We start from the raw sequence: 12,349 nt of genomic DNA, 5'->3' as shown, positions 1-12,349 counted from the left end.
GGCCGAGGCGACTTCATCGCGAGCAGGCTCGCTCCCACAGGGGAATGCGATCAACTGTGGGAGCGAGCCTGCTCGCGATGGGGCCAGTGAGGGCGCCACAAGACATTGACCCGCCCCCACACGATGCGTAGCCTTGCGCTTTCGAGGTTCTTCGGCGTCTGCCGAAGCTAAGAAGGGAACGCGGTCGATGCCGCGGCTGCCCCCGCAACTGTGAACGGTGATGTTCGCTGCCACGCCACTGCAAACCCTGTGCAAAGGGTTCGCGGGAAGGCGCAGCCAACGCCAGTCGAACGATTGGCACACCGTCAGCCAGGAGACCTGCCTCGAAACGAATTCTCACTACAACCGGGCGGGGTGATCCGGTGGCGAAATCTTCCGCGCGCCTATGCAGCAGCGGTCGTCGTCCCGTATGCCCGCCACCTTGCCAAAGGGCATCCGATGAAAACACTGGCCAAACTCCCCGTCACCATCGTTACCGGCTTCCTCGGCTCGGGCAAAACCACCTTGCTGCGGCACATGCTCGACAACGCTCAGGGCCGCCGCATTGCGGTGATCGTCAACGAGTTCGGCGAGCTGGGCATCGACGGCGAAATCCTCAAGCAGTGCTCCATCGGTTGCACTGAAGAAGAAGCCAACGGCCGCGTCTACGAACTGGCCAACGGCTGCCTGTGCTGCACCGTTCAAGAAGAATTCTTCCCGGTGATGCGCGAATTGGTCGCCCGTCGCGGCGATCTCGATCACATCCTGATCGAAACTTCTGGTCTGGCCCTGCCAAAACCGCTGGTGCAAGCCTTCCAGTGGCCGGAAATCCGCAGCGCCTGCACCGTTGACGCGGTCATCACCGTAGTCGACAGCCCAGCGGTCGCCGCCGGCACCTTCGCGGCTTTCCCGGACCAGGTCGATGCCCAGCGCAAACTCGACCCGAACCTGGACCACGAATCGCCGCTGCACGAGCTGTTCGCCGACCAACTGGCCAGCGCCGACCTGGTGATCCTCAACAAGGCCGACCTGATCAGCCCTGAAGACCTGGCCCGTGTGCGCCTGGAAGTGGCTGAAGAACTGCCGCCAGCGGTGAAAGTCATCGAAGCCAGCAGCGGTCGCGTGCCACTGGACGTGCTGATCGGCCTCGGCGCCGGCTCCGAAGAACACATCGACAGCCGTCACAGCCATCACGATCACCACCATGAAGGCGAAGATGATCACGACCACGATGCCTTCGACTCCATCTCCATCGAATTGCCGCAAGCCGACGAAAGCCTGCTGCTGGACGCGTTGACTCAACTGGTGGTCCAACACGGCATCCTGCGCGTCAAAGGTTTCGCGGCGATCCCGAACAAACCAATGCGCCTGCTGATCCAGGGCGTGGGCACACGTTTCGACAAGCACTTCGACCGTCAGTGGGGCGCCGACGAAGCGCGCACCACGCGTCTGGTGTTGATCGGTCAGGAGCTGGACGCCACTCTGCTTGAAGCGCAATTGCGCGCTGCGCTCAGCGTTTAAGCCATGCACCTGCTCAGGACCCAGCCCGGCGGTTTCGTGTCGGATGACAACATTGCCGACCTTGGACAAACCCCCGCCGAGCTGGTGATCCTGTGCAGCGGCGACTCCAGCCTCGCGCTGCTCGCCGAAGCCGCGCAGCAACTGCCCGACGACTACCCGAGCGTGCGCCTGGCCAACCCGATGCAGGTGCAGAACCACGCGTCGGTCGATCTCTACTTCGACGAAGTGCTGCGCCACGCCAAGGTGATTCTGATTTCGCTGCACGGCGGCATCGCCTATTGGCGGTACGGCGTCGAGCAACTGGTGCAACTGTCGGAACGCGGCGTGCAGCTGATTCTGGTGCCCGGCGATGATCGCCCGGACCCGGAACTCAGCGAGCTAAGCACGGTGGGCGCGGAAGACCGCGACCGGCTCTGGCAGTTTCTGCGTCAGGGCGGCATGAGCAATGCCCTGGATTTTTTCCGCTGCCTCGCCAATCGCTGGCTGGATCGCGACTACGCCTGGGCCGAGCCGCAAACCCTGCCGCGCACAGCGATTTACCACCCGCAAAAAAGCCCCGCTGAACTGAAGGATTGGCAAGCCGACTGGCAGGCCGATCAACCGGTCGCGGCGGTGCTGTTCTACCGCTCGCATTTGCAGGCGGCCAATACTGGATTCATCGATATTTTCTGCCAGCGCTTGCAGGCGGCGGGGTTGAACCCTTTGCCGATTGCCGTGGCCAGTTTGAAAGAACCCGGCTGCCTGACGGTGGTCGAGGACCTGTTGGATGAAGTCGAGGCCGGCGTAATTCTCAACACCACCGGTTTCGCTCAATCCAGTCCTGAAGCACCGCACTTGCGACCGTTTCGCCGCAACATCCCGGTGATCCAGGCGATTTGCGCCCAGGACAACGAACCCGGTTGGCGCGCCAGCGAACAAGGCCTAGGTCCGCGTGATCTGGCGATGCACATCGCGCTGCCGGAACTGGACGGGCGGATCATCAGCCGACCGATCAGCTTCAAAGACCTGGCCTGGCGCAGCGAGCGCAGCCAATCGGACGTAGTCTGCTATCGGCCACAACCGGAGCGCATGGATTTTGTCGCCGAACTGGCGCGACGCTGGATCGATCTGGCGCGGGTGCCCAACGCTGAAAAACGTATCGCCCTGATCCTCGCCAACTACCCGACCCGTGACGGTCGCATCGGCAATGGTGTCGGCCTCGATACCCCGGCCGCTGCGCTGAATATCCTCCGTGCGCTGCATAAAGAAGGTTATCCGCTGCCGGCCGAGTTGCCTGATAGCGGCACCGCGTTGATCCAGCAGTTACTCGGCGGCGTCAGCAACGACCTCGACACCCTCGACCAGCGTCCGTGTCAGCAAAGCCTTGCGATGGACGACTACCTGCTGATGTTCAACGCCTTGCCCGAATCCAATCGGCAGGCCGTGCTGGAACGTTGGGGCTCGCCCGAAAACGATCCGATGTGCCGTGGCGGGCGAATGATGATCGCCGGGCTACGCTTTGGCCTGACCTTCGTCGGCATACAACCGGCGCGGGGTTATCAGGTGGACCCGAGTGCGGTGTATCACGACCCGGACCTGGTGCCGCCTCACGGTTACTTGGCGTTCTACTTCTGGTTGCGCAACACTTACGGCGCCCACGGCGTGATCCACGTCGGCAAACACGGCAACCTCGAATGGCTGCCGGGCAAAGGCGTCGGGCTGTCCGAGAATTGCTGGCCGGATGCGCTGCTTGGGCCGTTGCCGAACATCTATCCGTTTATCGTCAACGATCCGGGGGAGGGCGCCCAGGCCAAGCGCCGTACGCAGGCGGTGATCATCGATCACCTGATGCCGCCGCTGACCCGCGCCGAAACTTACGGCCCGTTGCGCAACCTCGAATTACTCGCCGACGAGTATTACGAAGCGCAATTGCTCGATCCGCGCCGTGCTCGGGAATTGCAGCGCGACATCCTGCAACTGGTGCGCGAGACGCACATCGACCGTGAACTGCAACTGGACGAAAAACTCGACAGTGATGCCGATGCGGCGATCTGGTTGCCGCGTCTGGACACCTATTTGTGCGACTTGAAAGAGTCGCAGATCCGCGACGGTCTGCACATTTTCGGCGAATCACCGACCGGGCGTTTGCGCATCGACACCTTGCTGGCGTTGTTGCGCATTCCACGTGGCGATGGGCGGGGGGCGCAATCGAGTCTGCTGCGGGCCTTGGCCAAGGCGTTCACGTTGGGCTTCGATCCACTGGATTGCGCACTCGCCGAACCTTGGATCGGGCCGCGTCCGATTGAACTGCAAACCCTCACCGATGAAGCCTGGCGCACGGCAGGTGATACCCGCGAACGTCTGGAACTGTTTGCCGCTCAACTGATCTCGCAAACGTTGAGTATCGAGGTTGAGCCCGGCCCCTGTGGGAGCGAGCCTGCTCGCGAAAGCGGAGTGTCAGTCGACATTGATTTGCCTGACCCACCGCTTTCGCGAGCAGGCTCGCTCCCACAGGAGGCCACTTGGTCGGACGTCCGCGCCATCATCGACAGCCTGCGCGAAGTCGTCGCTCCGCGTCTGGACGCCTGCGGCCCGGCGGAAATGCGCGGTCTGCTCGACGCTCTCAGTGGTCGCTTCGTGCCCGCCGGCCCCAGCGGTGCGCCGAGTCGCGGTCGGCTCGACGTGCTGCCGACCGGTCGCAACTTCTACTCGGTGGACGTGCGTAACCTGCCGACCACCACCGCGTGGCGCATCGGTTTCCAGTCGGCCAACCTGATTCTTGAGCGACACCTGCAAGACCACGGCGATCACCTGCGCCAGCTCGGCCTGTCGGTGTGGGGCACGGCGACCATGCGCACCGGTGGCGACGACATCGCCCAGGCCATGGCGCTGATGGGCGTGCGCCCGGTCTGGGCCACCGGCAGTCAGCGAGTCGACGACTTCGAGATTCTGCCGCTGAGTCTGCTGGACCGTCCGCGCGTGGACGTGACGTTGCGCGTGTCCGGATTCTTCCGCGATGCCTTTGCCAATCTGATCCGTCTGTTCGACGCCGCCGTGCAAGCGGTCGCCGCCCTCGACGAGCCGGACGACCTCAACCCCTTGGCGGCCAAAGTGCGTGCCGAGCGCGAAGCATTGATGCAATCGGGGCTGGATGAAGACGCGGCCAAACGTCAGGCCGGTTGGCGCATCTTTGGCGCCAAACCCGGTGCCTATGGCGCGGGCGTGCAGGGCGCCATCGATGGTCGTCTGTGGCAAAGCCGCGACGACCTGGCCGAGGTTTATCTGAACTGGGGTGGCTACGCTTACGGCGGTTCTGACGAAGGCACCGCGGCGCGAGCGCAGTTCGCTCAGCGCCTGAGCCAGGTTCAGGCTGTGCTGCAAAACCAGGACAACCGTGAACACGACTTGCTCGACTCCAACGATTATTACCAGTTCCAGGGCGGCATGCTCGCGGCCGTGGAAAGCCTCAGTGGCGAAGCGGCGGCCAGTTACCATGGCGATCACAGTCAGCCGGACTTGCCGAAGATCCGTACGTTGAAGGAAGAGCTGAACCGGGTGATTCGCTCGCGGGCAGCCAATCCGAAGTGGATCGACGGCGTGAAGCGCCACGGCTATAAAGGCGCATTTGAACTGGCGGCGACGGTTGATAATCTGTTTGCCTTCGACGCTACAACGCAGCTGATCGACGATCACCAGTATGCATTGCTGGCGGATGCGTACTTGCTGGATCCGGCGACCCGGGATTTTGTCCGTGAGCATAATCCGCATGCGTTGCGCGACATGACCGAGCGGATGCTTGAGGCGCAGCAGCGTGGGATGTGGAAGGAGCCGGGCGACTACCGTGAAGCGCTGGAGAATTTGTTGCTGGACATAGAAGAAGACAGCTAATGCGCCGCAGAACCCTGTGGGAGCGAGCTTGCTCGCGATAGCGGTGGATCATTCAATATTAATTTTAGCTGACACGCCGCCATCGTCGGAACGCCGCCCGGAGCAAGCTCGCTCCCACAGGGATTAAGGTGCTGCTGATGGATCACCGACCATGACCGAGTATTTAAGATGACCGACACCCCCCATTTCCCTCTCTCCGCCGTGGTCGGCGCCGACGATCTGAAACTCGCCCTGTACCTGACCGCCATCGACCCGAAAATCGGCGGCGTTCTCATCGAAGGCCCCCGCGGCATGGCCAAGTCGACCCTGGCCCGTGGCTTGGCGGACTTGCTCGCCAGCGGCCAATTCGTCACCTTGCCGCTTGGCGCCACCGAAGAACGACTGGTCGGCACCCTCGACCTGGACGCCGCCCTGAGCGAGGGTCGCGCGCAGTTCTCCCCCGGTGTGCTGGCCAAGGCCGACGGCGGCGTGCTCTACGTCGATGAAGTCAACCTGCTGCCCGATCACCTGGTGGACCTGCTGCTGGATGTGGCCGCCAGCGGCACCAACCTGATCGAACGCGACGGCATTTCCCATCGGCATTCGGCGAAGTTCGTGCTGATCGGCACCATGAACCCGGAAGAGGGTGAACTGCGTCCGCAATTGCTCGACCGCTTTGGCCTGAACGTCGCCCTCAGTGGCCACACAGCGCCGACCGAGCGCGGCCAGATCATTCGTCGGCGGCTGGATTTCGACAGCGATCCTCACAGCTTTTGCGTCGAATGGGAAAGCCAGCAGCAATCGCTGCGCGAACGTTGCCAGAAAGCGCGCAGCGCACTGGCAAGCATTCCGCTCGACGATCATGCGCTCGCGCAGATTACCGAGCGTTGCTTTGCCGCCGGGGTCGATGGCTTGCGGGCCGACCTGGTCTGGTTGCGCGCGGCGCGTGCCCATGCAGCGTGGCGTGGGGCAAGCACCATCGCCGAGGAAGATATCGACGCCGTCGCCGAATTTGCCTTGCGCCATCGCCGCCGCGAGCCATCGCCACCGGCGCCGCAACACAGTCAGCCGCCCTCTACGCAAAATGCCAATCCGAGCGAAGGCCAGGGCCAATGGGGTGAAATGCCCGCTCAGGCGCTCCCGGTCGGCGCCCGACGTGACGTGCCGAGCTGGCCAAAAAAGCCCTAGGCATTCGCCCTCGATCTGACGCGGGGGCGAATGCCAGACCCCGCGCCGGACGGCTGGATAACGGCAAACAGGGTAAACGTCACGCGGCGCGCAGCGGCTCGATCAATTGGCCCGGCACCTTGCTGAACGGCCGCCCGCGTCAGCGCGCCGATGTCCTGTTTCACCTGCGCACCCGTTCGCCCCACGAACTGTGGCTGGTGATCGTCGACGCCTCGGCTTCTACTCGTCGCCATCAGGCGTTGAGCGATGCCAAGGGCTTGCTGGCGCAACTGTTCGACGATGCCTATCGTCAGCGTGCACGCCTGGCGTTGCTCACGGCCAGTGGTCATGTGCCGAAGTGGCAAGTGCAAGGGTTGAAAGCCTCCGCGGGTTTGCGCGACTGGCTTGATGGGCTGGGAGCGGGCGGTGGTACGCCGTTGCTGGCGGCACTGGGTGAAGCGGGGCGCTGGCTGACGGCACGGCAAAAACGCTTTCCGGCTGAACATCAGCGTTTGTTGCTGGTAACCGATGGCCGGTTGAAGGACTGGTCGATGTTGCCGGCGCTTGATTGTCCGGGACTGCTGATCGACATCGAACGCGGGCCGATTCGTCTTGGACGGTCTAAAGTATTGGCAACTCAATTGCAGGCGCAGTACCGGCATATCGATGATATGGAGTGAACCGAAAAGATCTTCACAGGAGTGAGTCATGCGCGTTCTAGCCGCCAACATTCAGGATGATTTCCGCGTCAAAGCCTACGCCGGCACCAATGGCGTGCTGTTGGCCATGGACCTGGCCGAACCCCGCCGCAAAGGCCTATTGGGTTTCGCCATCGAAAAACAGCAAGGCCCCAAGCCCTGGCTGTTTCTGTTCAACAGCCTGACCTTCCCCGGCAAGGTGCATACGTTTCCCCAGTTTCACGCGACCCCCAGCGATATCGCGCCGTTGCAGAAATTCCGCTGGGCCGATTACGCGGTCAATCCGGGGATGACGATCCATTACCGAATCCACCTGGCCTACGGCTCCGTTGATGCGCCGCAACTGGGTGAATCCCTGGAAGTGACGGTCACCTCCGACAATGGTCAGCCGGGTAACCAAAGCGTGATCTTCAACCGTGCGGTCGCCGCCAGCCAGGCGTTCCAGCGCAAGTTTCCCGAGCTCGACGCGCTGATCAGCGCCAACAAGAACCTGCCCATCGAAGCGTGGCCGGATGCCCCGCGGCAATGGCTGGAAAACGGTTTGCTCGGACGCTTGCTGGGGTTTATCGAGCGTGCGGTGGATGGCCAGTGGGCGCTGGACATTGCCATCTACGAGTATGAATTGCAGGCCATAGTCGATGCGGTCAATGCCGCGTTCGAACGTGGGGTAAACGTTCGCGTGCTCTATCACGCCCAACTGGGCGATGAGGACACCATCATGAACGAGGCCAGCCTGGAAAAAATCCCGGCAGAGAACAAGCGCGGGCGGGTCACCCACAACATCTTCCATAACAAATTCATCGTCCTGAGCCGGCTCGACACAGCGGGACAGCGTCAACCGGAAGCGGTGCTTTGCGGCAGCACCAACTTCACGCCCAACGGCGTTTACCGACAGGCCAACGTGGTGCATGTGCTGGACGAGACACGCGTCAGCACCAGCTATCTGCATACCTTCGAGGAGGTCTGGGCCAACCCTGCGGATGTCGGCGTCACCCGAAACTGGCTCACGCAAAATAACCCGATGGATCCGCTGCAGCCGATGTTCGCCGGTTTCTCACCGCGCTTGGGCAAAGGGGATCTGGATGAGTTTGTCGAGATCATCAACGCCGCAAAAAAGGACGTGCTGTTCGTCACCGCGTTCGCTTTGCCCGACGACATCCTGAGCGCCTTGCTCGGCCTGCCCCACGATGACATTTTGCGTTACGGCCTGCAAAACACCGCCAGCAGCATCACCGGTTTCCACGCCGACCGCACCGCCGAATTCGCCGCCACCGCGCTGCTCAACACCGGGCTGGAAGGCTGGCTCCGCGAGAACATGAAAGGCCAGAAGGGCAACCTGCTGGTGCACACCAAAGCCGTGGTGACGGACTTCACCAGCGATGCGCCGACGATCATCAGCGGCAGCCATAACCTCAGTGCCGCGGCCAGCAATGGCAATGACGAGAACTACCTGATCATTCGCGGCGATACCGATCTGGCAGACCGTTATGGCCTGGAACTGCTGCGGTTCTACGAGCATTACCGCTTTCGCTATTTCGCCAAGAAACTCGCGCTCAAGCAGGTCCAGCCGTTGGCGGCGGATGACAGCTGGACCGATGACTATTACCTCGACGGGGATTTGCGTCAGCTATCCAGATTGCGTTTTTCCGGACGGTAAATACGCTTGCAGCGCAGACGTACCCCTTGTGGGAGTGAGCCTGCTCGCGATAGCGGAGTGTCAGACAACATCATGGTTGACTGGAAGGCCGCCTTCGCGAGCAGGCTCGCTCCCACATTGGAGCTTTGACAACTTGATTACTTCATTCCCATCGCCTGCCGATACTGGCGGGTACGTTTGGCGATGTACAGCCGGTCGAGAATCAACGCCCATAGCGCCGACACGTCGGGACGGGTCTTGCGCCCACGGCTCAGGCGATTGAGCTGGAATTTCACGACGGCCATGCTCGCCAGTGCCGCCAGGGGTTTGCGTTTCCAGCGAATCGGCGGCAGTTGCGGGTGACTGTTCTGACCTTCGCGCCAGCGTTTGACCAGTTGCGGTTCGAGCGCCAGCGCCGTGCCGATCCCGGCCATAGCGATGCCGCTGTCGAGCACCTGTTCGACGATCGCCAGACGTCGAATCCCGCCCGTCACCATCACCGGCATGTTCGCCACGCTGGCCAGCTCACCGGCCATCTCCAGAAAGTACGCTTCACGCGCCAGGGTCCGGCCATCCCGGGCCTCACCTTGCATGGCCGGGGCTTCGTAGCTGCCGCCGGAGAGTTCCAGCAGATCGATCGGTTGATCGTTGAGCCACTGGATGACTTGCCGGGCATCGTCGGCATCAAAACCGCCGCGCTGGAAATCCGCCGAGTTGAGCTTTACCGCCACGCAAAATTGCGGCGACACAGAGTTGCGCACGGCGCTGACCACTGCCAACAACAAGCGCGCGCGATTTTCCAGGGAACCACCCCAGCGGTCGGTCCGGCGGTTGGTCAAGGGCGAGAGGAACTGGCTGATCAGATAACCGTGCGCGGCATGAATCTGCACCCCGGTGAAACCGGCCTTTTCCGCCAGGGCAGCGCTGGTGGCGAAGCGTTGGATGACGTCTTCGATGTCGCGCTCGCTCATGGGTTTGGGCTCGGCAAACATCTTCGAGAACCCACCCAGGTCCAGCGCCACGGCGGATGGCGCCAACGCTTGCTGGCCGAGGTTGGCCATGGTCTGACGGCCAGGATGATTGAGCTGCATCCAGAACTGCGCGCCACCGGCCCGACCGATGCTGGCCCACTGGCGAAAGCGTTCCAGGTGGCGCTCATCCTCCAGCACCACGCCACCGGGGCCGGTCATGGCGCGGCGGTCGATCATCACGTTGCCCGTCAGCAACAGTCCGGTTTCGCCTTCGGCCCACGCCTGATACAGCCGAAACAAGGCCTCTGCGGGTGCCTGTCCGCTGTCAGCGAGGTTCTCTTCCATCGCGGCTTTGGCGATGCGGTTGCCGATGGTCTGGCCGTTGGGCAAATTCAATACTTGGAAGGGCGACATGCTTGACTCCTCATCAGTGATGAGTAGAGGCTAAGCTTAAAGTTAGCTTTAATGTCAAGCAGGCAAATGAGGCTGAGATGAAGATTGGTGAATTGGCGGAGTTAAGTGGCTTCAACCCGTCGCGTATTCGGTTTTACGAGGCCCAGGGCCTGATCCAGAAAGTGGAACGTCGGGCCAATGGCTACCGGCATTACCCCGAGCAGGTATTGCAGACGCTGTACCTGATCCAATGCGCCCAGCAGGCCGGGTTCAGCCTGGAAGAGTTGAAACAGTTGATGCCGGACACCATCACCGGTGAATTCAAGCACGACGAACTGCTGGCGGGGCTTAAGCGCAAAGTCGATCAGATCGAAGAAATGCAGCTACACCTGGCGCAGAGCAAGGCGAAGCTGCTGGCGGTGATCGACGACATACAGGCGAAACCCGAAGGCATGGGCTGCGATGCGAATGCCGAGCGGGTGCTGGCGTCATTCAAGCATTCGCGCCGATAGCGGCGGTCGACGGAGCGGGGATCGGATTGCGCATCAGCGTGCCCACCACCAGCGCACCCAGTAGCGCCAACAACCCCGCGACCCACAACAGCAGACTGAAGCCGCCGACGAAGGCTTGCCGGGCCAACGGTTCGACCACGGTTCGTGCGGTTTCCGGCAACAGGCCCATCGCTGCCGTCATGTCACCGGCCACCACCCGCGAGGCGATGCCCTGGGTTTGGCCGAGCCATTGCGCACCTTGTGCCGTCAGGCTCGTACGCAACAACAGCTCGGTATGACTGGACAGCAACGCACCGAACACGCCGATGGCCAGTACGATTGCGCTGAAACGCATGGTGGTGCTCATGCCTGAGGCCATGCCGGTGCGCTCCCGTGGCACGCAGGCCATGATGTTCTTTTGCGTATCGCCGTTGAGCAGCCCGGCACCGGCGCCGGTCACGGCAATCGCCAAGGCGAAAGGCAGGTAACCACCGCTGCTGACCGCCCAGGCGCTGAGCAGATTGCCGCTGCCGATCAGGGTCAAACCGGCGGCCATCAATGTGGCGGGGGCAAACCGACTCGCCAGACGTACGCCGATGCGCGGGCAAATCAGCATGGTCAGGGCAAACGGCAACATCCCCAGACCCGAAGCGATGGCCGAGAAACCCAGGCCGTTTTGCAGGTAGAAGGGCAGCAGGGTCATCATCACCTGAGCGCAACCGGCGTAGGCAAACATGCCCAACAGCGCACCGATGAAACGCGGATGCTTGAACAGTTGCAGGTCGACCATCGGCCGCCGCTGCATCCGTTCAATCACCACGAACAGCCCCAGCAACAAAGCACCGCCAATCAGTCGAGCGTAGGTCAGCGGGTTGCTCCAGCCGATCCGGTTCGCCTCGATCAGGCCCCAGATCAGGCACAGCAAACTCGCACTGAACGCCAGGCTGCCCCAGGGATCGAGGCGTGCGGACTGAGTGTCGCGGGACTCCGGCACGGCGCGCCAGACCATCACCATCAGGAACAATCCGACGGGCAGGTTAAGGTAGAAAATCCAGCGCCAGCCCATGTATTCGGTGATCAGCCCGCCGACCGTCGGCGCGGCGGTCATCGCTACCCCCATGCACGCGCCCCAGAACGCCCAGGCCTTGGCCCGTTCCACTTCATCGTGAAAGGTGTGGCCGATGGAGGCGAGGGCCGAGGTCAACAGCAAGGCCGCGCCGACACCCTTGATCGCCCGGGCGATGTCGAGGAACAGTGCGTTGGGCGCGGCACCGCAACCGATGGACGCGAGGATGAAAATGGCCAATCCGCAGAGCAGGGTTTTCTGCCGGCCGAAGCGGTCGGCGATGCTGCCAGCCGGCAACAAAAGGGCCGCGAAGGCCAGCATGTAAGCGCTGACGACCCATTCGATGTCGGCAAAGTTTGCGCCCAGGTCCCGGGCGATCGTGGGCAGCGTCACGGCGACGATGTTGGTGTCGAGAACGATCAGCGAGCAAACGCCTGAGGCTGTGAGTAATGTCAGGCGTGGGCTCACCTTGGGTTTGACGGGCATGGCAGCATTTCTCTACTGTGAAAGTCAGTGCAGCTTATCGTCTGTTGACGCTTCCCTTGTTAGGCGTGCCTTGTCACTTCATTACCTTTGAGCTA

The 12,349-nt window shown here is 62.3% G+C and carries 8 protein-coding genes and 1 riboswitch; of the genes, 6 read left to right on the top strand and 2 right to left on the bottom strand.

The features are described from left to right. Positions 1 to 127: 127 nt before the first annotated feature. Positions 128 to 340, top strand: a riboswitch (cobalamin riboswitch). 98 nt (positions 341 to 438) lie between these two features. The 5 genes from cobW (at position 439) to AC3IUE_RS18630 (ending at position 8,868) form a co-directional block, all read left to right on the top strand. Beyond that, positions 439 to 1,500: a cobalamin biosynthesis protein CobW gene (gene cobW / locus AC3IUE_RS18650; protein ID WP_046048481.1), complete on the top strand. Its 1,062-nt coding sequence runs from the start codon at positions 439 to 441 to the stop codon at positions 1,498 to 1,500. Positions 1,501 to 1,503: 3 nt separating this feature from the next. After that, positions 1,504 to 5,367 carry a cobaltochelatase subunit CobN gene (gene cobN, locus AC3IUE_RS18645; protein ID WP_489263253.1) on the top strand — a complete coding sequence of 1,288 codons (3,864 nt, stop codon included), beginning with the start codon at positions 1,504 to 1,506 and terminating at the stop codon, positions 5,365 to 5,367. Positions 5,368 to 5,535: 168 nt separating this feature from the next. Next, positions 5,536 to 6,534 (top strand): magnesium chelatase ATPase subunit I, encoded by a 999-nt coding sequence (locus AC3IUE_RS18640; protein WP_056741509.1) that lies wholly within the window; start codon positions 5,536 to 5,538, stop codon positions 6,532 to 6,534. Between the two features lie 119 nt (positions 6,535 to 6,653). Next, the gene (locus AC3IUE_RS18635; RefSeq protein WP_489263252.1) at positions 6,654 to 7,193 is read left to right on the top strand and encodes a vWA domain-containing protein; all 540 of its coding nucleotides are present in this window, start codon (positions 6,654 to 6,656) and stop codon (positions 7,191 to 7,193) included. A 28-nt stretch (positions 7,194 to 7,221) separates the two neighbouring features. Further along, positions 7,222 to 8,868 (top strand): phospholipase D-like domain-containing protein, encoded by a 1,647-nt coding sequence (locus AC3IUE_RS18630; protein WP_489263251.1) that lies wholly within the window; start codon positions 7,222 to 7,224, stop codon positions 8,866 to 8,868. Positions 8,869 to 9,005: 137 nt separating this feature from the next. Here the strand turns inward: AC3IUE_RS18630 and AC3IUE_RS18625 are convergent, their stop codons facing one another. Beyond that, complete coding sequence (locus AC3IUE_RS18625) at positions 9,006 to 10,232, bottom strand: NADH:flavin oxidoreductase/NADH oxidase family protein (RefSeq protein ID WP_489263250.1); 1,227 nt, start codon at positions 10,230 to 10,232, stop codon at positions 9,006 to 9,008. A gap of 77 nt (positions 10,233 to 10,309) precedes the next feature. On the opposite strand from AC3IUE_RS18625, the gene AC3IUE_RS18620 reads away from it, so the two are divergent. After that, positions 10,310 to 10,723 carry a MerR family transcriptional regulator gene (locus AC3IUE_RS18620; RefSeq protein WP_150655653.1) on the top strand — a complete coding sequence of 138 codons (414 nt, stop codon included), beginning with the start codon at positions 10,310 to 10,312 and terminating at the stop codon, positions 10,721 to 10,723. Here AC3IUE_RS18620 and AC3IUE_RS18615 read toward each other — a convergent pair. Then, entirely contained in the window at positions 10,704 to 12,254 is a 1,551-nt protein-coding gene (locus AC3IUE_RS18615) for an MFS transporter (RefSeq protein WP_489263249.1), read from the bottom strand. The genes AC3IUE_RS18620 and AC3IUE_RS18615 overlap by 20 nt on opposite strands. Positions 12,255 to 12,349: the final 95 nt, after the last annotated feature.

The sequence above is a fragment of the Pseudomonas sp. GL_093 genome, from assembly GCF_057837605.1.
This window is presented reverse-complemented; position numbering and strand designations above follow the sequence as displayed.

Excerpts from the sequence above, each read along its gene's own strand:
- AC3IUE_RS18615 (WP_489263249.1), bottom strand. The coding sequence starts at position 12,254 with ATGCCCGTCAAACCCAAGGTGAGCCCACGCCTGACATTACTCACAGCC.
- AC3IUE_RS18620 (WP_150655653.1), top strand. The coding sequence starts at position 10,310 with ATGAAGATTGGTGAATTGGCGGAGTTAAGTGGCTTCAACCCGTCGCGT.
- AC3IUE_RS18625 (WP_489263250.1), bottom strand. The coding sequence starts at position 10,232 with ATGTCGCCCTTCCAAGTATTGAATTTGCCCAACGGCCAGACCATCGGC.
- AC3IUE_RS18630 (WP_489263251.1), top strand. The coding sequence starts at position 7,222 with ATGCGCGTTCTAGCCGCCAACATTCAGGATGATTTCCGCGTCAAAGCC.
- cobN (WP_489263253.1), top strand. The coding sequence starts at position 1,504 with ATGCACCTGCTCAGGACCCAGCCCGGCGGTTTCGTGTCGGATGACAAC.
- AC3IUE_RS18640 (WP_056741509.1), top strand. The coding sequence starts at position 5,536 with ATGACCGACACCCCCCATTTCCCTCTCTCCGCCGTGGTCGGCGCCGAC.
- cobW (WP_046048481.1), top strand. The coding sequence starts at position 439 with ATGAAAACACTGGCCAAACTCCCCGTCACCATCGTTACCGGCTTCCTC.